We start from the raw sequence: 20,894 nt of genomic DNA on the forward strand, positions 1-20,894 counted from the left end.
TACCACGTCCTTTCTCCTTTGACAAGTCTTTTTTATTACTTTTTTTATTTTTTTTGACAAATACCGTATTTCTTCTCTATAAACAAAAAAGAAACTCAAGAATCAAGTTTCTTTATCGCCTTATGGTTTTTAATTAATGTCTTTATACCAAACGGAACAGCAAAGGCCACATCAATCATATTGCCATCGATCTTTACAACAACCCCTTTTCCAAACATCTGATGTTCTAAAAGATCTCCAACCTGCATATCGGTAATCCCATTGTCCCCGATTCTTTCACTCATCGTTTCTTTTATATTAATATAGTCACTGGTTTTATATTGCTGTCGTTTCCCATGATGATCCACACCGTCAATTCCTATTTCATCTATAAAGCGTGATGTCAGCTTCGGACTGTTCGTGACAAAGCTAAAGCCCTGACTGTCACAAAGATATAATTTCTTTTTCGCTCGTGTAAATGCAACGTAAGCTAAACGTCGTTCTTCCTCTAAGCCCTCATCACCGCTTTCGGCAACACTTCTGAAACTTGGAAATACATCATCTGAAAGCCCCACAACAAATACATAGTTAAATTCCAATCCTTTAGACATATGAATAGTCATTAGTGAAATGTATTCACTGTCATCGATATCATTATCTTGAAGATTGGATAATGGAATTTCCTGCAAAAATTCTTCCAATACATTTTCACCGTCATAACGACGCATGAAATCAGCCGCCATATTTTTAACTTCCAATACGTTTTCAATACGCGCATCTTCATTTTCCAGCTTCAGCATATCCATATAGCCTGAATCATGAAGAATCAAATCATAGGCCTCCACTAAATCAATCTGACCATAATCGATCCCCTCTTTAACCTTCTCCAATAAAGTAAGTAAAGAAGTCAGGTTCTTTTTCACTTTTGTCGACAACCCCATCTCACCCATATGATCTTTCAAGCTGTCATAAATATTCATTTCATTAGCTAAAGCAAAAGAGGTTATTTTCTCCAGCGTCTTTTTTCCGATTCCACGTCCAGGCACATTAATAATACGATTCATTGCCAAATCATCGTGAAAAGCGACTAACCGCATATATGACAAGACATCTTTTACCTCTTTACGATCAGTAAATCGCAATCCGCCAAAGATACGATAATCCATCTTATTCCTTAATAAGACCTGTTCAATTGGACGAGATAAATAGTTAGCTCGATAAAGAATTAAAAAATCATGATAATTGACTCCCTCTACAGTTTCAATAATCCGATTGATTTCATCCACAACAAACTGGGCTTCTTCTTCCTGACTGCCGCCACTGTAATGAACGATATGATCCCCTACATCTAATTTAGTAAACAAATCTTTTTCCAAACGGTTGCGGTTATGACGAATCAATGTATTAGCTCCGTTTAAGATGTTTTGAGTAGAACGATAATTCTGATTCAGATACACTGTCACTACATTATCATAATCTTTATCAAAATCAATAATATAGTTGACGTTTGCTCCTCTAAATGAATAGATAGTTTGATCTGGATCCCCTACTACACAGACGAAATTATGATTCCCCCCTAAATATTTTACTATATCATACTCAACTTCACTGACATCCTGAAACTCATCGACATGAATATACTGAAAGCGATGCTGCCATGTTTCCAGTGCCAAAGGAAATTGTTTAAAAATCTCTAATGTTTTTAATAATAAATCATCAAAATCTAAACACAATTCCTTCTGTTGATAAGCTAAATATAATTCATATACTTTCGCTTTTAATTTTTCTCCACGAAAGTCCCCAGCCAGCTTCATGGCTTTTTCAGGTTCAACGCCTCCGCGTTTATAGCGGCTGATTAAAGAAAGCACACTTGAATAGCTGAATGTTTTCACATCAATTTCCAGCTGGTTGTAGATATCCTTTAAAATACTTTTTTGATCTTCTGTATCAATAATCACAAAATAACGAGGATATCCCAATAAATGAATATGCTCTCTTAAAATACGCACACATAATGAGTGAATTGTACAAATCGTGGACCCTAAAGTTGAACCATCCAGCATTCTTTCAACACGGCTCTTCATTTCATTGGCAGCCTTGTTTGTAAAAGTAATCGCTAAAATTTTTCGCGGATCTACTCCCATTTCATTTATTAAATAAGCAATACGGTATGTTAATACACGTGTTTTCCCGGATCCTGCGCCAGCAATGATCCTCACGTTGGCATCCACTTTCGTTGCCGCTAAATATTGCTGCGAATTTAGTTCTTTTAATAAGTTCATTTTTATCACCGCCTTTATTATACAAGAATTTCACGTATAAAGATACCAATAGATGTCAAAAATAATAGTATGTTTAAAGTCAACATTGATGAAATATGGCGTAGTATTTCATATAGTTTCGATTTATCTTTAAAGTAAGAGAGGTGATGAAAGAATGGAAGAATTAAACTTAGAGGTTGTAGGCAGACGCCTTAAAACACGTAGAAAAGAACTGAAGATTTCCCAAGAACAAATGCATTTAGATCTTAATATGACCATTTCTTTCATTTCCAAACTTGAAAATGGCAAAACCAGCACAACCTTAGCGATGATGACTTCCATTTGCCAGTATCTTAACATCGATTTATCCGACGTTGTTCGCGGTATTAATCCCTTAGGACCAAAATATCTTGAAGATGAATTTGCGTTGCGCATTGAATTGCTTGATTCTAAACAAAGAGAACTGGCTCTTGCCTTGCTGGATGCTATCATTAATAATTCATAAACTTCGCTCTCCTTATTTAAGGAGAGTTTTTTAAACGATATGTTCCAAGTCAATATTGACTAATAAGTATATAGAATTATTATGAATTTCATTTTATCTTAAATAATAGACAGGAGGGAAAAAGATGGATGATGTAAATCTAAAAGTAATCGGCAACCGATTAAAAGCAAAACGTAAAGAATTACATATTACTCAAGACACGATGGCTGAACAATTAAAAATTACCACCTTTTTTATCTCTCGCATAGAAAACGGAAAAGCGAATATGTCACTTTCTGTTCTTAATGATTTGTGTCAGTATTTAGATTTAGATATGGCAGAAGTTGTAAGAGGAGCTAACCCTAGTAAAGAAAACTATCTGGATGAGGATGTAGCAAAAAAATTAGAACAGCTTTCACCTAAGCAAAAAGAAATGATTTTAGATATTATGGATACATTCATAAACCACTCCAAAGATTAGCCATTTATGTTATAATGGGTAAAAGGAGTGTTTTTTAATGAAGAAAATTATTATCCATATGCTTTTAAACAGCGAAGAAGAAGCTGTATATGAGCAAATCAAAGAAATCTTAAAGAAACAGGCAGCTTTAAAAATGCAGGATTTATCTTTTTCACCCATGCGCCCTTACGCAAAAATCGCTGATTACGCAGAATTAGCTATCAGTCTGAAAATTCAAGAAGATCAGCTGGAAGACCTTAAAAGTTTTTTAGCGAGCTATTGGCAAGGTGAGGATGAAGAAGATATTGAAACTGATCAGATTATGGCGGATGTGTTTGATCCTCATGTTTACTATATGAATTTACAGGTATTATAAAACGATCCGAAGATCGTTTTTTATTTTGAAAGTAATTTATCTATTTCCTTTTCATCTAAACATTTAAATTGACCTAAAGACAACGAAGCATCTAAATATAAGTGATGAATGCGAATGCGCTTTAATGACAGCACTTCATTATGTATGGATAGAAACATTTTCTTAATTTGATGATAGCGTCCTTCACTGATAATGACTTTTACATGATAATCATCTAAAATCGTCAGTTCAGCCGGTTTTAATTGAACATCATTATCAATAATGAGCCCATCGGCAAATGCTTTGACTGCTGCTTTTGAAACAGGGTCACGCAGTGTCACCTCATATTCTTTTTCAACATGTGATTTTGGCAGTGTAATTCTTTTAATTGATTGTGTGTCATTGGTTAAAATCATCAACCCGGTTGTATCCCGATCCAGTCTCCCCATAATACGCAGACTATCTTTGCGAGGATGCTCAATAATATCCATAATCGTTTTTTCTTGTGCATCCTTCAGCGCACTGAGAACTCCTGCCGGCTTATTAACCATCAGATAAAGATAAGGCGGTTCTGTAATTTTAATGCCGCTTATACATATCCTATCTGTCCTCGATATGTCTTGCTTTACAGAAGTGGCTTTATTCTCATTCACTGTAATTGCCTGCTGTTTTAATAGCTGTTGTATCTCTTTTTTGGATAGTCGTTTCGTCAGCTGCAAATATTTATCTAATCGCATCCAACCCTCCATTGACATTTTTTCATGTCGACATTCCCGTTTTCTTTAAATATCACCTGTTCAGCTTCTAACAATGCTCGCTGATTTTCCCAGCCGGGAACCAATCGTCCGGCAGAATTTACCACCCGATGACAGGGGAATTCGCCAAAATAAGACGCATGACTCAATATTTTCCCAACTAAACGAGCATTTTTAGGATGATCCGCTAAGATGGCAAGCTGCTTATAGCTCGCCACTTTGCCCTCAGGAATTTCTTGAACGATGGATAAAATTAAATAGACTAAATCTTGATCCATTATTAAACCTTGCGTTTTTGACCTGCATAATGATCGCTGCGATCCAGCCAGTCTAAAAAGCGTTCCACTTCCATGTCCCAAAAGCGCCATTCATGTGTATAGCCCTCCACAAAGTCCACAGTTACAGGTACATCATTATTTTTTAAATATTTGGTCAGCTGAACATTGGCATCATAAAGGAAATCTTCCTTGCCACATGCAATATACATATGAGGGAATGACTGCTTGGTTTCTAAAAGATGCTTGATAATATTCATCACATCATAAGCACCTTCTTTTCCATTGAGCATGGATACTGCTCCGGAAAAAGAGCCAATCGCTTGAAAGCGTTCCGGATGGGTTAAACCATGCACCAAAGTTCCATAGCCTCCCATTGATAATCCAGCGATATAAGTATCTTCTTTCCTTGTAGATACAGGAAACATCGCTGCAATAAATTCTGGTAATTCATCACTCAGAAAATCATAGTAATGATCTTCCTGACTCACATTATTGTACGCTTTGTTTTCAGCAGACAGCATGACTACCGCCATGTTATTCTCTTCTGCGTAAAGTTCAATCCGACTATAGCCTGCCCAAGTCGCATGATTATTGCCATAGCCATGGAGTAAATACAAAACCGGATATTTTTCCTCTATTACATGTGTTGGTTTTTGTTTAGGATCATTCACCAATGATTCCGGAATCGTTGTGGTAGGAATAATAACGGTAATATCTACCGCTCTTTTTAATACATAAGAAATAAAATTACAGGTCATTCTTGCCATATTTAGCCCTCCTTTACTTCCTTTATTGTATCACCTTTTCAGATTGGATTCTCCATTTTTTTAATAAAGTGCGACATATTTCCGGTAAAACATAGATGATTAGAATCAGCACGATCACTTGCAGCTTAATATCATATTCAATAGCCAAGAGTGTGGTATACACATTTCCCAGATAGGGGATGGAGATGACTGCTTGTCCCACTATGCCATTTTCACTGATTGTTTCCTGATTATCCAGTACGATTGTTCGAGTAATTGGATTAATAAAAGAAGCATACTCGAGTGAAACTTGATTATCCTTGTCTTTAATCAGCAAACGTGTATCCGATTGTAAGTGATCAAATTCAATAGAACGGCTGTAAATCAAAGACCAGGGAGAAGCATGGGAAACATGGAGATCAAACCCGAGAGAAATTGGCAGAAAAATAAAAAGAATAATCAACACCGAAAGAAGGAGTAAGCCTTTATTGATTAGTTTTTGAATCATTGATCTCATACCATCCTTCCTGCTGCTGATGATGAACTAAACGTGAAATTTCAAAAGCGTAGTGAGTGATATACATAACAGCCATCACCATAACAACAACTAAGACTGCCATAATAATACGATTACTTTTAGACATGATTTTCACCCCTTGTTTCTTTGCTTATGATTATAGCGGTTTGTTTATAAAATAATTGTCATATCAAGAAAAAAACTTCTCATCTAAGAAGTTTTAATAACGAATAGGACTATAAGCCGTATATAAAGTGATTTCCCCATAAAGCTGATTATTGATATAGATAGAATAAGTATCCTCTAAACTAAGCTTTATTGTTGAAATCATCATTGTTTGAAAAGATTTTAAACTTGTATATTCAAAAATATTGTGATCATTACTGTCTTTAATCATGATAGAAGTGCCTGCTGCAAAGGACTTTCCCAACGTGACCAGCAGACCCGCTTGTTCGGATTCTTTTATCGGCAGCTGAATCGGGCCGCTTAGATCTAATGCACATAAGATTCCGCCATTGATCTCATATGCTTGCGTGCAGACAAGAGCCTGACTTTGTGAATGTGTCGGTCCGTTTAGATAGACTGTCCCCCCTTGCATCTTCATGGAACCGTCAATATTAAAGCCAATGCTACCGGCATCTATAATAATGTTTCCGCTTTGAATCATCAAGTTCCCGACTTGTTCATTCTTTTTAATAATATGAATTCCATCAACGGTACTCATGATATTCAATGTCCCATCATTCACATCTAAAGAATGTGCCATCAATCCTGTTTGACTGTTGTCGATTCTTAGTGTTCCGCCGTAAACAGCTAAATGATCGTTTACAGAGATGCCGGTTTCTTCGCTGTTTAATGTAAAAGCTCCCTGATAAATAGCGAGATCATTTGCTTCCATACATCGCTTCTTACTGTCGAAAAGATAGGTTCCATCACGAATTGTCAGTAATTCCTTCGCAATAAATCCATTCTGCTGACTTTCAACAGTCCACATCCCTTGAGTGATATCAATCGTTTCTGCTTCCAACGCTGTTTTTTTGCTTTCCAGTAAAAAAGTACCATCCTGTACCAAAACTGTTTTTCCTTTAATTGCTGTATCATCACTTTGAATTGAGTAATCTGCTTTTTGGAGAATCATTTGATTGAGGCTGACACAGCCATTATACACAGCATCAATAATATATCGACCGGATTCAATTATCATATTTCCTTTTGTCTCTATTCCGTTTTGGTATCGTGCCTCAATTTCAAGCAGTCCGGTTCCTTTCAAGGTCAGATCACACTGACTGTAAATAACAGCTGTGGCCCCGACATTATTCAAAAGATAGTTTTTGGTATCTTTTAATTTATTTTGAGTCTCTTCTTTAGTTGTAAGCGTAACTGCCTGAGCAGAATTAATAAGAATCGGACTGTTATTTTGGCATGTTAAATCTATTCCCGCAAAAACTAATTCGACCGGCTGATCTCCGGCATCCACGATGACCTGACCATCCATACTTTTTCCAGCTAAAGCATAGGTTCCGCCCGAATGAATAGTCACAATATTTCCATTAACCAAAATCCCCTCACCTTTTGTTTGAACCGGTGTTCCAAATTCAATGTAGCCGGTATAATCATGTATATCGATTTGTGACTGAAAATCAGACTTTTGCTGCTGACAGCCAGTAAAGATCAGACAGATAACCAGCCCTAAATAAATTTTTATCATTTTATATGACATTCTTTACACCACCATCTCTTTTATTCATATTCACAGTATACCCGCTTCTTTTTAAAATTTATCCTAAATCCATCATTGTTTACAAAAAGTAATGAAGCTATGAAAAAGTTAAATGCATATAACTTTTATATTTCGACAATCTCCTGTATAATTTGATTAGTTTTAGGAACAATATTAATAAAAGAGAGGAGAAACAATTATGTCAACTATTATACGTATAGAAGCAATGGAAGTTATAGATTCTCGTGGAAATCCCACAATTGAAGTTGTTGTAGAAACGAAATCCGGAGCAATCGGATGTGCGATCGTTCCTTCAGGTGCCTCTACAGGAAAATTTGAGGCGCATGAACTGCGTGATGAAAATGAAAAACGATACTTAGGCAAAGGTGTTTTAAAAGCTGTTAAAAATGTTAACGAAACCATCAGCAAACATCTATTAGGAAAAGATGTCACTAAACAAAAAGAAATAGATGAAGCTTTAATCGAATTAGATGGAAGCAAAAACAAAGTGAAGCTGGGGGCAAATGCCATTCTCGGTGTTTCATTAGCAGTAAGCAAGGCTGCTGCTAATTACTATTTCATGCCGTATCATCAATATATCGGCGGAATCAATGGCTATGTATTGCCTACGCCAATGATGAATATTATTAATGGCGGAATGCACGCTGCAAACAGCATCGATTTCCAAGAATTTATGATCGTGCCTACCGGTGCTAAAACATTCAAGGAAGCATTACGTCAAAGCATTGAAGTTTTCCATCATTTGAAAGCTATTCTGAAAAGTAAAAATCATGTCACTGCGACTGGGGATGAGGGGGGATTTGCACCTAACCTTTCCAGCAACAAAGAGGCGATTGAATTGATCGTCGAAGCTATCAAAGCGGCAAACTATGAGCCGGGAAAAGACTTCTATATTGCCCTTGATGTTGCCAGCAGTGAATTTTATGAGGATGGAACTTATCATTTAACAGGTGAACACCGCACTTTAAGTTCTATCGAATTAATTGACTATTACAAAGAATTAATTAAAGATTATCCTATTATTTCTATTGAAGATGGCTTAGACCAAGAAGATGAAGCCGGATGGAAAGAGTTAACCAAACAATTAGGAGATAAGGTTCAGCTGGTTGGCGATGACTTATTTGTTACTAACCAAGAACGCTTACAGCATGGCATCGATGAACATATCGCAAACTCAATCCTGATCAAACCAAATCAGATCGGAACTTTATCCGAAACAATTGAGACGATCATGCTGGCTAAGAAAAATGGCTATACCACTATTATGAGTCACCGTTCTGGAGAAAGTGAAGATACCACAATTGCTTCACTAGCTGTCGGTTTAAATACGATGCAGATTAAAACCGGATCACTTTCACGAAGTGAGCGTATCGCTAAATATAACGAACTGCTTAGAATTGAACATTATTTAGGTGATCGTGCCATCTATTTAGGAATGGGTGCTTATCAAATAAAATCCAACAAATAAGTTGGATTTTTTTTTATTTTCATTATAATAGTATCCATAAGGGAGAGAGAACTATGGAAAAAAGAATTACCGGACATACAGAACTGATGGCATTGATTGCCAAACCTATCCGTCACAGCATTTCGCCTGCACTGCAAAATGCCGGATTTAGAAAATTAGGATTGGATTATGCGTATCTTGCCTTTGAGATTGATGAGGAAGATCTTGAAAATACCCTATTAGGATTAAAAGCGATGAAAGTACGTGGGTGCAATGTATCCATGCCCTATAAAACAGCGGTCATTCCTTACTTAGATCATTTATCGCCGGCTGCCAAATTGATTGGTGCAGTCAATACGATTGTCAACGATCACGGCATCTTAACCGGTCATATTACCGATGGAACAGGCTTAATGTCCGCATTAAAAGATGCAGGTGAAGATCCGATTGGAAAAAAAATGGTGATCGTAGGATGTGGCGGAGCAGCAACTGCCATTGCCATTCAAGCCGCAATGGATGGTGTAAAAGAACTTATTATCTATAATAAAAAAGACCGTTTCTTCCCAAATGCTCTAGAAACGGCTAAAAAGATTACGAACAATACTCAGGCAAAAGTAACGGTTAAAGATTTAGATGATTTAGAAGCTTTGAAAGCCGATATGCATAGCAGTCAATATTTCATAAATGCAACTAATGTTGGAATGGCACCGATGAATGGGATCACTTATATTCCAGATCAGAGCTATTTCGCTCCGGAATTATTTGTTGTGGATATTATCTACAATCCGCAAAAAACGAAATTATTAGAGATGGCAGAAGCTGCCGGATGCAAGTTTATGAACGGGCTCAATATGCTGCTGTGGCAGGGAGCAGCTTCATTCAAACTTTGGACCGGCCAGGACATGCCGATTGACTACGTCAAAGAAGAAATTGGCTTCAAATAAAAAAACACGCTCACTGATTTAATGTGAGTGTGCTTTTTATTTATTTATTATTTACTGCGTCTTTTAATGCTTTAGAAGATTTAAATTTTACAGAGTTGCTAGCTGCAAACGTCATTTTTTGTTTAGTTAAAGGATTGATCCCTTCTCTTGCTTCACGATGAGCTAATTCGAATTTACCAAAACCATAGATATCTACAGTTCCTTTATCTTCTAAAGTTGTTTTAATTTCATCAAATACCGCATTCACGATAGCTTCTGATTGTTTTTTGTTTAATTCGCATTTTTCTGCAATTTTTTCAGCTAGTGCTTTTTTGTTTAAAACATTACTCATTATTAAATTTCCTCCTTGTAAAATATTTACAAAAACAGTATACCACAATTCATTAATAAATGTCTTTGTATAATAAAAAAATTGATATTTCTTGCTTTATTTTTACTGATTTATTATGTTTCTTACAGTTTCCCCATAAAAAGCACGAAATCCCCTCATTTCTCACGTTTCTTTTCAATTCCTATGATGTAGGGACAGTCTGTTTTATTCTCCATTTTAAAAGTAAAGCACTCATAATAATAGGTATCCAGTGATTGAATATAAGAAGAGAAATAGTGGCTTTCTAATGCTCCTTGCTCATGTCCGGGATACAACACTAGAATCAATACCCCTTTTCTTTCAAGCCGCTTTAAAGCTTTTTCTACAGCTTCCTGACTTGTTTTTAAAAGGGTGGTCTCTTCTTTATTATTTCCAGGCAGATAACCAAAATTAAACACTCCTACTTTAAACCTTGATATATATCGTTCAGCATGTTCATGTCCATCTAAAATCAATTCAACATTTTCAATTCCTTCCCAAGAAAGTTTAGCTTTAGTATTCTTTAATGCCTGCTCTAAAACATCAAAAGCATAGACCTTCCCATGGGGTGTATGCTTAGCTAAAAAGAGTGTGTCATAGCCATTTCCCATCGTAAAATCAACAGCTGTATCTCCATCTTTTAGATATTCTTTCATAAACAGCTGTGCGTAATCAACGATCCTTTTCATTATGATCCCTCCCACTTGATCATAATCCTTTTTTTACTTCATGTAAAGAATCTCAAAAAAGATTGAGAGCAAATAGATTTCAGCGTAAAATAAAGGCATAGGAGGAATCAAAGATGACTATTTTATACACTTTATATAACAATAGCTATATCGATATTGTGCATATTCAAAATAAAAAAGGTATCAGTTTTTATATCAATCTCACAAACCGCTGTCCCTGTGAATGCACCTTCTGTCTAAGACAAACAAAAGAAATGATGAAAGATAACTCCCTTTGGCTAAAAAAAGAACCCACAACTAAAGAAGTGATAGAGGAACTGTCCAATTATGATCTTACATTATTTAAAGAATGTGTCTTTTGTGGCTTCGGAGAACCTACTGAACGCTTAGATGATCTGCTGAATATTGCCGCTTACTTAAAACAAACTTGTCCGAAATTATCTATTCGAATCAATACCAATGGATTAGCAAATCTGATATATGAAACAGATATTACACCTCGCTTAAAGGGATTGATTGACACTATATCGATCAGTTTAAATGCTCCAACAGCTAAAGAATATTTTGAACTCACACGTAGTCGCTTTGGAATAGCTTCTTTTGAAGGTATGCTGGACTTTGCCGTCAAATGTAAACGCTATGTCCCCCATGTTATTGTGACTGTGGTTGATATTATCGGTGAAAAAAAGATCAGCCAGTGTCAGAGTATTGCAGATCGTCTCGGTCTTTATTTGAGAGTTCGTCCTTTTGAAGAATAAATCAAAAGATTTTCAAGATTTGCACATTTTGAATGACTTTTTATAAGATATGCTAAAATGGTACTGTCATAAAGGAGAGTTTTTATGAGAATTGCATTCTATCAATTAGTCTTATTTATCAACACAGCAACACAGCATGACGTTTATTACGATGCCGCCAAGGTCATTTTAAAAAACATTCGCCAGATACCCCACTGTTCGATTACAGATGTTGCGGAAATGTGTTATGTTTCACCGGCAACAATCAGCCGTTTATGTCGTAAACTGAACTTTGAATCTTTCATCGATTTTAAAACGACTGTTTGTCTTTCAATCGAACAATTTAATAATGTGTACGAAAATATCTACTTTCCAAATTCAAAAAGTTTAACGACAACACTAGATAATGACAAAGAGATTTTAAAAGCACACCATGATAGTGTCATTCATACGATTGATCGCGTTTATGAAACAATTGATGCTCGTCAAATCAACCAATTAGTCGATTTGATTCATGATTCAAGTCGGATTATTTTTCTAGGTTATTATTATTCCCAAAATACAACTATGCAGCTGCAAATTGAACTAGCCTATTTAGGTAAAGAGTGTTTCGGCTTGTTTGATGAAAAAGGTCAGCTCGAAATCCTGCAGGAGGCAACAGAAAATGATTTGGTAATCTTAAGCTCAATGACAGGTAAATTCATCCAACAAAGCAGCGAGGTTATTCGCTTATTTAAAAATACCAAAGCGCATAAGGTGATTATTACTCAAAATGTAGAAGAAACCCTTAAAGATCAATACGATCTTTTCATCAATCTCGGAGGTCCGAAAGATTCTTTGATTTCAAAATTCTCATTAACTTATTTGTTTGAAATCATTGAGATGTTTTATCATATTAAATATACACAGATACACTAAAGCGAGGAACCCCCTCGCTTTTTATAATATATTTTCCTCTGATTTAGCTTCCTGCCGCCCTCACTCATTTATTATTTGATTTCGTTATCTTCACAATAATAAGATTATACAATTATCGTTCCGGCATCGTAAAGTCTTTCAAAGCAGTGTTCAGGTATGTATTAAATGGCACCATTACTTTAAAAATTTCAACTGCTTCATTGATAAAACGATTACTGTCTGACATCTCAATATCCTGTACAGGATATTCTAAATACCAGCATTTATTCTTTAAATACTCTGCCACCGGACTTTCTTTATCATAACCCTTAGGCACATTTTTTAGCTGTGTTCCCATCACAGTAAAGTGTTTTTGAAACGATTCTTCTGCGATCAGCTTTAAGAAAGCCTCACTATTTGATGATAAATAGTCACGCATCAGCATTGTTGCCTGAGTGAACATATCAGCAAACAGACCACCTCCTAAAAAAGTGCGATCCTGCGGCTGTAAATAAACAAAATAGCCAACCGGTATCGGCAATTTCCCTTTAGAAGAAATATGAGCACGAAACACGGGATTATATGGGGATTTATCATGACTGAAACGTGTATCTCTCACCATTTTAAAGGTCAGATCTTTGGGTTGAAAAGGCAGTACTGAATCATCGAATTCACCAATTCTTAAAATCAGTTCTTGGATCAGGCTTTCAAATTCTTTTTCTGCCTCTAAGCGTTCTTTTTTATGGGCATGATACCACTCTTTATTATTATTTTGTTCAAGTTCCGTTAAAAAATTTAATATTTTCTGTATATCCACTTTATTATTTCCTCCTAATAGTGTTGAACATCTTTCAGTTGCTTTGACTGCAATAACTGCTCTAAAAAATGTTTAATTTCAAGCGATGATCGGTATTTAGGCAATTCATCAAATACAGTAGAAAGCTCCTCTATTTCTTCCATTGATTCCATGCAGCTGGTTAAAACAGCATGATCTAATTGTTTTAAGCCTTTAAATTCCAGCTTTTCAGGATGTAAACGATGCTGCTTCAACGCATAGCCAACTCTTTTTTCACAATTGCAATATCCGCCTGAGAGCCCACAATGTTCACTCAAGAATGCTGCCATTTTCCTTCTTGCTCTTGATAATTTCTGGCGATAGTTGGCAGGAGTCATTCCTAAAATCTCACCTGCCATTTTACTGTCAACCCCAAACATTGTTCCCAGTATAAAGATACAGCGTGTTTGTGCATCTAAACATTGAAGCATCACATTCGTACAAGACATCTTCAGCTCTTCTGCCAATACTAGCTTATCGACTCCCATAAATAAATCTTCATTAGAATCGATAAATCCCGCTCTGATATCGTTGGCATAAAAATCAAAATCCAAAGGATGCTGTGCAAACATTGATTTTTTATAATCAATAAGATAATTAGTTGCTATGCGATATACCCAGGTTTTAAACTGACTTTCTTGTCTGAATGTACTTAAACTTGTCATAATTTTGACTAAAATATCCTGTGTGGCATCTTCCGCATCAGCAACAGATCCTAACATTCTCAATGAAAGATTGAAAACAAAATCTCTTATATCGATTAAAATATATTCCAATGCTTCACGATCTCCTTCAATAGCTTTTGCTGCCCATTTTTCCATGTTGTTGTCCATTATTTTTCTCCTTTCAACTATTAGACGATAAAATAACTGTTTTGTGACACCAAAATTGAAAAAAAAACGATAAAATAATTTTATCGTTCCTATTTAGTGACACTGCGCCAAACAATATAGCGATTGCAATGCTTTTTAATGAGTTCCATCTTTTTCCTTGTATAGTCCAATTGATAATCAATGCGATCAATATTTTTTGTTATATAATCCATCTCAATCAAACATTTAAAGCTGCTTCTAAAATTCAAATCAAAAATAAAGGCAATCCATGAAACCCACATATCAATATTTGTTTTTCTTTCTTCTGCTACAATCGGCTGACTACATAAAATCTGATCATAAATCCGATCCGTTATTTTTTGCTGGGATAGCTCTTCCATGCTGATATCAAATAAAGTTTCAATTTCCTCAGTGTTTTTCACTCTGAAGTTATCCAGCTTATCGGCATCACGAAGCAATTTTATATGCAGAATCTCTCTTTTGTTTCCTTGCTCCTCAATTTTATACAATGAATGCTGTTCGATTGCCTTTTTTATAATTTCGTCATATTGGTTATCTTCAATAAAATCACGCATATGTTCTTCTTTAAACAAATAGTCACTGGCTAGTTTTGCGTGAGATACATTATTATCATTAAAACTGTTGAATTGTCTGATTTGTTCAAATCGTCCAATATCATGAAGCAACGCAATGAGTTTAGCTAACTGAATGTCTTCTTCCCCTAGTTTTTCCTCTTCGGCAATTCTTTGAGCATATGCGACCACGCCATAAGTATGAATCCATTTCAGCCGAATTTTATTATCACTTAGATCATATTGTGCGACATACTTTTCAAATGCCGCTTTCGCACTTTCGTAATCAATCATCATTTTTCCCTCACTTTAGACATATTTTATCATACCTCTTCGCTTTTGACAAACAGATCGTAAGCGCTGTCAGAGCATTTTACTTTTAGATAAGGTTTTGATACAATCTCATTAGAGGTGATTAAAATGGATAAACGCTGTACCCCCGTTTATTTTAAACTCGTTGATTTCTTAGCAGACTGCCGCCATCATGATGCAAACTATGATATCGCTAAAACACTTATCGAACTGATACAGGATTTTCCTGATATCTACATTGAGCAGATAGCTTCCAAAGCGCACACCAGTGTGTCTACAGTGACTAAATTTTGTAAACGTCTAGGTTATCTAAGCTTCAAATCTTTAAAAGAAGATATCCTGCCTTATGTCGCTCAGTCTGCCGATATCCAAACGACTATTGATTCTTTTATTGAAAAAGATCATTGTCTAACCCAAGACTTTTTTAAATGGATGGATTTTGCTGATCTTACTATGAAATTAAAACAGATTATATGCCATCGGCCGATCGTGATCTTAAATTCCAGCTACAGTGATCCTGCCAGCAACCATTTGCGTTCTATCTTTGAAGTTCATCATTATCCCACCTATCTTTTAAATCGGGATGTGGATGACTCGATTCTATTTGATCTTATTAAACAGCAGGGAGTTGTCCTGATTGTATCCTTAACCGGTCGTTGGCTTACTCAGCATCAAGATACTTTAAAACAGCTGCAAGAGAATCATATTGCTTACTATATCATCAGTGCTGACACCTCTATTGATCCAAAACATCACATTGCATTACCCAATGTCTCCTCTTTATTTCATTCTTACTATCATTCCAACCGTTATTTGAATCTGTTAACGATCACTATTGAAATTGCCCTGAATCATCTGGATTAAATAAATCTAAATGAAACAAATTCATTGATTATGACGGATATACATTTTGCATTATCAACGGTTTTATGTATAATAGTAATATTGAAAACAAAGAGAATTGAGGATAAACAATGAGTATATTAAATGTTGAACATGTCAGCCATGATTTTGGCGGCAGAACGATACTAAATGATGCAAGCTTTCGATTATTAAATGGTGAACATATTGGATTAGTGGGAGCAAACGGAGAGGGAAAATCCACCTTCTTAAATATCATTACCGGTAAAATCGAGCCGGATGAAGGAAAATTGGAATGGTGCAAACGCATCACAATTGGTTATTTAGATCAGCATACCTCCCTAAAACCGGGAGTGACCATATATGAAGTTTTGCAGACCGCTTTTCAGCATTATTATGATCTTGAACAGGAAATGATGTCTCTTTATGAAAAAATGGGAAGTGCCGATGATGATACAATGACACAGCTGTTAGAAGATGTCGGAGAAATTCAGGAAATCTTGGATCATGTTGGATTTTATACGATTGACATTAAAATTAAAGAAGTGGCTTCCGGACTAGGCTTAAACGATATCGGCTTAGATAAACAGGTCAATGATCTATCAGGCGGACAGCGCTCAAAAGTGCTGCTCACCAAGCTGCTGCTTGAAAATCCGATGATCCTGATTTTAGATGAACCGACAAACTATTTAGATGAACAGCATATCTATTGGCTGACAAACTTCTTAAAAAACTATGAGAACGCTTTTATATTAGTCAGTCATGATCCGACCTTTTTAAATAATGTCGTCAATGTCATTTATGCATTAGAAGACGGTAATCTTACCCGTTATAAAGGGGATTATGATTATTATTTGCAGCAGTCTGCATTAAAGAAAAAACAAGATGAAATTGCCTATAAAAAACAACAGAAAGAAATTGCGGATATGGAAGATTTTATCGCTCGAAATAAAGCAAGGGTAGCTACCCGCAACATGGCAAGTTCCAGACAAAAGAAATTGGATAAAATGGATATCTTATCCAAACCAAAAGAAAAAATAAAACCGGTATTCTCTTTTGAAGAAGCAAGAACACCTGGAAAAGTCTTATTTGATTGTCAAGACTTAATCATCGGCTATGATGCGCCTTTGACTAAACCGATGAACCTGACTTTTGAAAGAAATAGAAAAGTAGCTATTAAAGGAGTGAACGGGTTAGGAAAAACAACCCTGCTGAAAACTTTGATCGGGATGTTGGAACCCTACGACGGAATCGTAGAAAAAGACCCCTTTGTAGAAATCGGCTTCTTTAAACAGGAGGAAGCTTCCGAAAATAAAACTACCTTGAATTATCTATGGGATCAATTTCCAAGTAAAAACAATGGAGAGATCCGTTCGATGCTCGCTAAATGCGGACTTACTACAGATCACATTGAATCATTGATGAAAGTATTGTCCGGGGGAGAAAATGCTAAGGCCAGATTATGTGCCATCATGAATAAGCCGGCAAATGTCTTGGTTTTAGATGAACCGACCAATCATTTAGATGTAGACGCAAAAGAGGCTTTGCAGACTGCGCTAAAAGCCTATAGAGGCGCAATCATCCTTGTCAGCCATGATCCGGAGTTTTATTTGCCAATTGTGGATGAAGTCATCAATCTTGAAGAACGTTCTACAAAAATTATTTAAATATCTATATCAGCACATCCTGCCATCAATAATAAAATTGATGTAGGCTCAAGAAAAATGAAATGCCAATCGTGATGATCGGCATTTTTATTTTATTCTTTTTGAATATGATAATAAATACATCGTTGCAGCATTCCATGATATTCTATTTCTTCTGCCCGATCAAGTCGCTGCATTCCACATTTTTCCATGACACGGCAGCTCGCTTTATTTTTCTCAAAAGCGCCGGTGATCACTTCTGTATATCCATTATTAAACAAATCCAAAATAACCGCCTTTAACACTTCGGTAGCATACCCTAGATTGTGATGAATAGGATGAATGACATAACCAAGTTCAATACTGGTTCCATCTATTTCCACATCATTAACAAACCCGATCAGTTCCTCTTTTAAGTAAACACCACGTTCATAATGATGAGGGTCGTAAGAATATGTTTTCAGTTTTTCAAACATCTTTACCGCTTCTTCCTTCGTTTTAAAATCAGGGATAATAAATGTTTCTTTTATTATCGAGTTGGTTAATAATTCAAGCATCTTTTCCTGATCTTGGTCACAATAAGGTTTTATAGTTAATCTTAAAGTCTGGATCATTGTTTTTCTCCTTTCAAAGCCTTATTTCATTCTACCATAAGTCATTTATACAAAAAAGATATGCACGTCCTAAAACTTGCATATCTTGATTCTTTATTTCTTTAATGCTCTCATTGAATTTAGAATAGCTAAACAAGTAACACCAACGTCAGCAAATACCCCAAGCCACATATCGGCAATACCTACTGCGGCTAAGACAAGGACAACCGCCTTTACTCCCAATGAGAAGTAAATATTTTGCTTTAAGATTCGATTCGTACGTTTTGATACAGTGATCGCTGTCGCTAAAGTCGTAAAATCGTCATTCATCAGTACGACATCTGCAGCTTCAATCGCAACATCGCTCCCGATTCCGCCCATGGCAATTCCAATATCACTTCGAGCCAATACCGGTGCATCGTTAATTCCATCACCGACAAAGCCTAACTGTACATGCGGCTGATTCAATAATTCCTCTACTTTTGCCACTTTATCCTGCGGCAACAGATTGGCATAATATTCATCGATGCCCAATTTATCTGCCACATCTTTTGCTACACGGTCATCATCCCCCGTCAGCATAACAATGCGTTTTAAGCCTAATGCTTTTAACTGCTTAATTCCTTTATAAGTAGACTCCTTAATTTCATCTGCGATGACCAAATAACCTAAATATTGATGATCATAAGCAACATGAATAATCGTTCCAACCTTTTCTACAGGTTTAACCACAATCTGATTTGCCTGCATAAGCTTCACATTTCCCAGTAATATTTCTTTACCTTTGACGTATGCTTTGATCCCATGTCCGGCAATTTCTTCATAGTTTTCAATTTGTGATGCATCGATTTCTTTGCCATAACGAGCAACGATACTTTTTGCGATCGGATGATGACTATAGAATTCACCATAGGCGCTTAATTCTAATAGTCGCTCTTGGTCCTCACTGTCTATTTCCACAACACTGAACTTTCCTTTTGTTAAAGTTCCGGTTTTATCAACAACCAAGACATCTAAATCTTTGATTCTTTCTAAGTCATTTCCGCCTTTAATCAATACCCCTTGTTTACTGGCTCCGCCAATTCCGGCAAATAATGCCAGCGGAATCGAAATAACAAGCGCACATGGACAAGAGACAACAAGGAAAGTCAAGGCACGATAGATCCACATATCGAAGCTTTGTCCTCCTGATAATAACGGCGGAACAATCGCTACTGCCACTGCTAAAGCACATACAATCGGTGTATAGACTTTAGCGAACTTAGTAATAAACTTCTCAATTGGCGCTTTTTTATTCGTTGCATTCTCTACCAATTCTAAAATACGAGATACCGTCGATTCACCTGCTGATTTGGTTACTTTTACTTTTAGCACACCACTCATGTTGATAACGCCGGATAATAGTTCTTCTCCCACCGCAATATTACGTGGCATGGATTCACCGGTTAAAGCACTGGTATCTAAAGAGGATTCGCCCTCTAATACCACTCCGTCCATTGCCACACGTTCCCCGGGGCGAACGATCATAGTTGCCCCAATCTGAACATCTTCAGGAGACAATTTCACTTCTTTCCCATCCACAATAATATTGGCATAATCGGAACGGATATCCATCAAGGCACCGATGGATTTACGCGAACGATTAACTGCGTAAGCTTGGAAGATCTCACCGATATAGTATAAAAACATAACGGCTACAGCTTCTAAATATTCTCCGGTTAAGAACGCTCCCACCGTCGCAATTGTCATTAAGAAGTTTTCGTCAAATACTTCTCCAGCCTTAATATTTTTTAAAGCTTTCCAAATAACCTTTCCCCCGATAAGCAAATAAGCAATACCTAAGATGATCAATTCCCAATTTCCCTCCGGTAAAAAGAAACTTACGATAACCAAAGCTGTTCCTAATAAGAACGGCATGTTTTCTTTCATATCAAAGATCTTTGTTTTCACCGGTTTTCTATCATCGCTTTGACTATAGATTTTTACTCCCGGTTCGATTTGATCTACTAATTTTTGAAGTGCATTCTTTACTTCTTCCGTCTCCATTGCTCCATGTAATTTAATCTGCACCTTACTGGTGCTAAAATTAACCACTGCCTTTTCTACGAATGGAAGCTGATTCATCTGATTTTCAACTTTCATCGCACAGCTGGCACAATCCAAATTTTCAATTTTAAATACTTTGGCTCCGGCAAGCTCAATATAAGGCTGTTCGGCTACTGCCCCATGGTCATGTCCACAACCGCAGGCTTCTCCATCTTCATGATGATGATCATGCCCACATTCACAGCTTTCTCCTTCATCATGATGGTGATCGTGTCCACATCCACAGCTCTCGCCTTCTTCATGATGATGAGCATGTTGTTGTGTATTTTCTTTATTCAGTGTTTTCACTACAACATCCGGCTCTAACTGATGCACAATCGTTTCAATCTCAGTCATCAATTCATCTTTGCTTGATGAAGAGGTAACAATTAATGTTGCTGTATTGAAGTTAACTGATGCTTCTTCCACCTGTTTTAGCTTTGCTACTTTCTGTTCGATCTTATTGGCACAGTTTGCACAATCCAGACCTTGGAGTTTGAATTTATATTCCATATCGT

General features: G+C 36.3%; 23 protein-coding genes. 9 read left to right on the forward strand and 14 right to left on the reverse strand.

The window, feature by feature from the left end:
* Positions 1–95: 95 nt before the first annotated feature.
* On the reverse strand, positions 96–2,261 hold the full coding sequence (locus ACLRVU_RS12375) for an ATP-dependent helicase (RefSeq protein WP_412892085.1): 2,166 nt from the start codon (positions 2,259–2,261) through the stop codon (positions 96–98).
* Positions 2,262–2,415: 154 nt separating this feature from the next.
* Here ACLRVU_RS12375 and ACLRVU_RS12380 point away from each other — a divergent pair, with 154 nt between their 5' ends.
* The 3 genes from ACLRVU_RS12380 to ACLRVU_RS12390 all read left to right on the forward strand — a co-directional run bounded on the left by ACLRVU_RS12380 (position 2,416) and on the right by ACLRVU_RS12390 (position 3,560).
* Positions 2,416–2,745, forward strand: a complete 330-nt coding sequence (locus ACLRVU_RS12380; protein ID WP_147553647.1) for a helix-turn-helix domain-containing protein — start codon at positions 2,416–2,418, stop codon at positions 2,743–2,745.
* Positions 2,746–2,869: 124 nt separating this feature from the next.
* Complete coding sequence (locus ACLRVU_RS12385) at positions 2,870–3,205, forward strand: helix-turn-helix domain-containing protein (RefSeq protein ID WP_412892086.1); 336 nt, start codon at positions 2,870–2,872, stop codon at positions 3,203–3,205.
* 37 nt (positions 3,206–3,242) lie between these two features.
* Positions 3,243–3,560 (forward strand): hypothetical protein, encoded by a 318-nt coding sequence (locus ACLRVU_RS12390; protein ID WP_412892087.1) that lies wholly within the window; start codon positions 3,243–3,245, stop codon positions 3,558–3,560.
* A 20-nt stretch (positions 3,561–3,580) separates the two neighbouring features.
* On the opposite strand, the gene ACLRVU_RS12395 is transcribed toward ACLRVU_RS12390, so the two are convergent.
* From ACLRVU_RS12395 to ACLRVU_RS12420, 6 genes are all read right to left on the reverse strand, one after another.
* Positions 3,581–4,276 carry a pseudouridine synthase gene (locus tag ACLRVU_RS12395; protein WP_412892088.1) on the reverse strand — a complete coding sequence of 232 codons (696 nt, stop codon included), beginning with the start codon at positions 4,274–4,276 and terminating at the stop codon, positions 3,581–3,583.
* On the reverse strand, positions 4,267–4,572 hold the full coding sequence (locus tag ACLRVU_RS12400) for an MGMT family protein (RefSeq protein ID WP_412892089.1): 306 nt from the start codon (positions 4,570–4,572) through the stop codon (positions 4,267–4,269). Before ACLRVU_RS12400 ends, ACLRVU_RS12395 begins: the two co-directional genes overlap by 10 nt.
* 2 nt (positions 4,573–4,574) lie before the next feature.
* Positions 4,575–5,339 (reverse strand): alpha/beta hydrolase, encoded by a 765-nt coding sequence (locus tag ACLRVU_RS12405; RefSeq protein ID WP_412892090.1) that lies wholly within the window; start codon positions 5,337–5,339, stop codon positions 4,575–4,577.
* A gap of 22 nt (positions 5,340–5,361) precedes the next feature.
* Positions 5,362–5,835, reverse strand: coding sequence for a hypothetical protein (locus tag ACLRVU_RS12410; protein ID WP_412892091.1), 474 nt, complete (start codon positions 5,833–5,835; stop codon positions 5,362–5,364).
* Positions 5,804–5,962, reverse strand: coding sequence for a hypothetical protein (locus ACLRVU_RS12415; RefSeq protein ID WP_412892092.1), 159 nt, complete (start codon positions 5,960–5,962; stop codon positions 5,804–5,806). Before ACLRVU_RS12415 ends, ACLRVU_RS12410 begins: the two co-directional genes overlap by 32 nt.
* Positions 5,963–6,055: 93 nt before the next feature.
* Complete coding sequence (locus tag ACLRVU_RS12420) at positions 6,056–7,555, reverse strand: carbohydrate-binding domain-containing protein (RefSeq protein ID WP_412892093.1); 1,500 nt, start codon at positions 7,553–7,555, stop codon at positions 6,056–6,058.
* Positions 7,556–7,754: 199 nt separating this feature from the next.
* Here ACLRVU_RS12420 and eno point away from each other — a divergent pair, with 199 nt between their 5' ends.
* On the forward strand, positions 7,755–9,044 hold the full coding sequence (eno, locus tag ACLRVU_RS12425) for a phosphopyruvate hydratase (protein WP_147553655.1): 1,290 nt from the start codon (positions 7,755–7,757) through the stop codon (positions 9,042–9,044).
* Positions 9,045–9,097: 53 nt separating this feature from the next.
* Positions 9,098–9,967, forward strand: a complete 870-nt coding sequence (locus ACLRVU_RS12430; RefSeq protein WP_412892094.1) for a shikimate dehydrogenase — start codon at positions 9,098–9,100, stop codon at positions 9,965–9,967.
* Positions 9,968–10,007: 40 nt separating this feature from the next.
* On the opposite strand, the gene ACLRVU_RS12435 is transcribed toward ACLRVU_RS12430, so the two are convergent.
* Together ACLRVU_RS12435 and ACLRVU_RS12440 are read right to left on the reverse strand one after the other, a co-directional pair.
* Positions 10,008–10,298 (reverse strand): HU family DNA-binding protein, encoded by a 291-nt coding sequence (locus ACLRVU_RS12435; protein WP_147553657.1) that lies wholly within the window; start codon positions 10,296–10,298, stop codon positions 10,008–10,010.
* 155 nt (positions 10,299–10,453) lie between these two features.
* Positions 10,454–11,005 (reverse strand): class I SAM-dependent methyltransferase, encoded by a 552-nt coding sequence (locus ACLRVU_RS12440; RefSeq protein WP_412892095.1) that lies wholly within the window; start codon positions 11,003–11,005, stop codon positions 10,454–10,456.
* 113 nt (positions 11,006–11,118) lie between these two features.
* Here ACLRVU_RS12440 and ACLRVU_RS12445 point away from each other — a divergent pair, with 113 nt between their 5' ends.
* Positions 11,119–11,763 carry a TatD family nuclease-associated radical SAM protein gene (locus ACLRVU_RS12445; protein WP_412892096.1) on the forward strand — a complete coding sequence of 215 codons (645 nt, stop codon included), beginning with the start codon at positions 11,119–11,121 and terminating at the stop codon, positions 11,761–11,763.
* A gap of 84 nt (positions 11,764–11,847) precedes the next feature.
* The gene (locus ACLRVU_RS12450; RefSeq protein WP_412892097.1) at positions 11,848–12,660 is read left to right on the forward strand and encodes a MurR/RpiR family transcriptional regulator; all 813 of its coding nucleotides are present in this window, start codon (positions 11,848–11,850) and stop codon (positions 12,658–12,660) included.
* Between the two features lie 112 nt (positions 12,661–12,772).
* Here the strand turns inward: ACLRVU_RS12450 and ACLRVU_RS12455 are convergent, their stop codons facing one another.
* From ACLRVU_RS12455 to ACLRVU_RS12465, 3 genes are all read right to left on the reverse strand, one after another.
* Entirely contained in the window at positions 12,773–13,456 is a 684-nt protein-coding gene (locus tag ACLRVU_RS12455; protein ID WP_412892098.1) for a DUF2461 domain-containing protein, read from the reverse strand.
* A 14-nt stretch (positions 13,457–13,470) separates the two neighbouring features.
* Positions 13,471–14,307 (reverse strand): RNA polymerase sigma factor, encoded by an 837-nt coding sequence (locus ACLRVU_RS12460; RefSeq protein WP_147553662.1) that lies wholly within the window; start codon positions 14,305–14,307, stop codon positions 13,471–13,473.
* Positions 14,308–14,396: 89 nt separating this feature from the next.
* Positions 14,397–15,176, reverse strand: coding sequence for an HD domain-containing protein (locus ACLRVU_RS12465; RefSeq protein WP_412892099.1), 780 nt, complete (start codon positions 15,174–15,176; stop codon positions 14,397–14,399).
* Between the two features lie 123 nt (positions 15,177–15,299).
* Between ACLRVU_RS12465 and ACLRVU_RS12470 the strand changes: the two genes are divergently transcribed.
* Together ACLRVU_RS12470 and ACLRVU_RS12475 are read left to right on the forward strand one after the other, a co-directional pair.
* Positions 15,300–16,055 carry a hypothetical protein gene (locus ACLRVU_RS12470; RefSeq protein ID WP_412892100.1) on the forward strand — a complete coding sequence of 252 codons (756 nt, stop codon included), beginning with the start codon at positions 15,300–15,302 and terminating at the stop codon, positions 16,053–16,055.
* A gap of 110 nt (positions 16,056–16,165) precedes the next feature.
* Complete coding sequence (locus ACLRVU_RS12475; protein ID WP_412892101.1) at positions 16,166–17,719, forward strand: ABC-F family ATP-binding cassette domain-containing protein; 1,554 nt, start codon at positions 16,166–16,168, stop codon at positions 17,717–17,719.
* A gap of 92 nt (positions 17,720–17,811) precedes the next feature.
* Here ACLRVU_RS12475 and ACLRVU_RS12480 read toward each other — a convergent pair whose 3' ends face one another.
* Positions 17,812–18,312 carry a GNAT family N-acetyltransferase gene (locus ACLRVU_RS12480; protein ID WP_412892102.1) on the reverse strand — a complete coding sequence of 167 codons (501 nt, stop codon included), beginning with the start codon at positions 18,310–18,312 and terminating at the stop codon, positions 17,812–17,814.
* A gap of 93 nt (positions 18,313–18,405) precedes the next feature.
* Positions 18,406–20,889, reverse strand: a complete 2,484-nt coding sequence (locus ACLRVU_RS12485) for a heavy metal translocating P-type ATPase (RefSeq protein ID WP_412892103.1) — start codon at positions 20,887–20,889, stop codon at positions 18,406–18,408.
* Positions 20,890–20,894 lie beyond the last annotated feature (5 nt).

The sequence above is a fragment of the Beduini sp. genome, from assembly GCF_047239305.1.
Taxonomy (GTDB): domain Bacteria; phylum Bacillota_I; class Bacilli_A; order Erysipelotrichales; family Coprobacillaceae; genus Beduini.

Excerpts from the sequence above, each read along its gene's own strand:
- ACLRVU_RS12375 (WP_412892085.1), bottom strand. The coding sequence starts at position 2,261 with ATGAACTTATTAAAAGAACTAAATTCGCAGCAATATTTAGCGGCAACG.
- ACLRVU_RS12380 (WP_147553647.1), top strand. The coding sequence starts at position 2,416 with ATGGAAGAATTAAACTTAGAGGTTGTAGGCAGACGCCTTAAAACACGT.
- ACLRVU_RS12385 (WP_412892086.1), top strand. The coding sequence starts at position 2,870 with ATGGATGATGTAAATCTAAAAGTAATCGGCAACCGATTAAAAGCAAAA.
- ACLRVU_RS12390 (WP_412892087.1), top strand. The coding sequence starts at position 3,243 with ATGAAGAAAATTATTATCCATATGCTTTTAAACAGCGAAGAAGAAGCT.
- ACLRVU_RS12395 (WP_412892088.1), bottom strand. The coding sequence starts at position 4,276 with ATGCGATTAGATAAATATTTGCAGCTGACGAAACGACTATCCAAAAAA.
- ACLRVU_RS12400 (WP_412892089.1), bottom strand. The coding sequence starts at position 4,572 with ATGGATCAAGATTTAGTCTATTTAATTTTATCCATCGTTCAAGAAATT.
- ACLRVU_RS12405 (WP_412892090.1), bottom strand. The coding sequence starts at position 5,339 with ATGGCAAGAATGACCTGTAATTTTATTTCTTATGTATTAAAAAGAGCG.
- ACLRVU_RS12410 (WP_412892091.1), bottom strand. The coding sequence starts at position 5,835 with ATGAGATCAATGATTCAAAAACTAATCAATAAAGGCTTACTCCTTCTT.
- ACLRVU_RS12415 (WP_412892092.1), bottom strand. The coding sequence starts at position 5,962 with ATGTCTAAAAGTAATCGTATTATTATGGCAGTCTTAGTTGTTGTTATG.
- ACLRVU_RS12420 (WP_412892093.1), bottom strand. The coding sequence starts at position 7,555 with ATGTCATATAAAATGATAAAAATTTATTTAGGGCTGGTTATCTGTCTG.
- eno (WP_147553655.1), top strand. The coding sequence starts at position 7,755 with ATGTCAACTATTATACGTATAGAAGCAATGGAAGTTATAGATTCTCGT.
- ACLRVU_RS12430 (WP_412892094.1), top strand. The coding sequence starts at position 9,098 with ATGGAAAAAAGAATTACCGGACATACAGAACTGATGGCATTGATTGCC.
- ACLRVU_RS12435 (WP_147553657.1), bottom strand. The coding sequence starts at position 10,298 with ATGAGTAATGTTTTAAACAAAAAAGCACTAGCTGAAAAAATTGCAGAA.
- ACLRVU_RS12440 (WP_412892095.1), bottom strand. The coding sequence starts at position 11,005 with ATGAAAAGGATCGTTGATTACGCACAGCTGTTTATGAAAGAATATCTA.
- ACLRVU_RS12445 (WP_412892096.1), top strand. The coding sequence starts at position 11,119 with ATGACTATTTTATACACTTTATATAACAATAGCTATATCGATATTGTG.
- ACLRVU_RS12450 (WP_412892097.1), top strand. The coding sequence starts at position 11,848 with ATGAGAATTGCATTCTATCAATTAGTCTTATTTATCAACACAGCAACA.
- ACLRVU_RS12460 (WP_147553662.1), bottom strand. The coding sequence starts at position 14,307 with ATGGACAACAACATGGAAAAATGGGCAGCAAAAGCTATTGAAGGAGAT.
- ACLRVU_RS12465 (WP_412892099.1), bottom strand. The coding sequence starts at position 15,176 with ATGATGATTGATTACGAAAGTGCGAAAGCGGCATTTGAAAAGTATGTC.
- ACLRVU_RS12470 (WP_412892100.1), top strand. The coding sequence starts at position 15,300 with ATGGATAAACGCTGTACCCCCGTTTATTTTAAACTCGTTGATTTCTTA.
- ACLRVU_RS12475 (WP_412892101.1), top strand. The coding sequence starts at position 16,166 with ATGAGTATATTAAATGTTGAACATGTCAGCCATGATTTTGGCGGCAGA.
- ACLRVU_RS12480 (WP_412892102.1), bottom strand. The coding sequence starts at position 18,312 with ATGATCCAGACTTTAAGATTAACTATAAAACCTTATTGTGACCAAGAT.
- ACLRVU_RS12485 (WP_412892103.1), bottom strand. The coding sequence starts at position 20,889 with ATGGAATATAAATTCAAACTCCAAGGTCTGGATTGTGCAAACTGTGCC.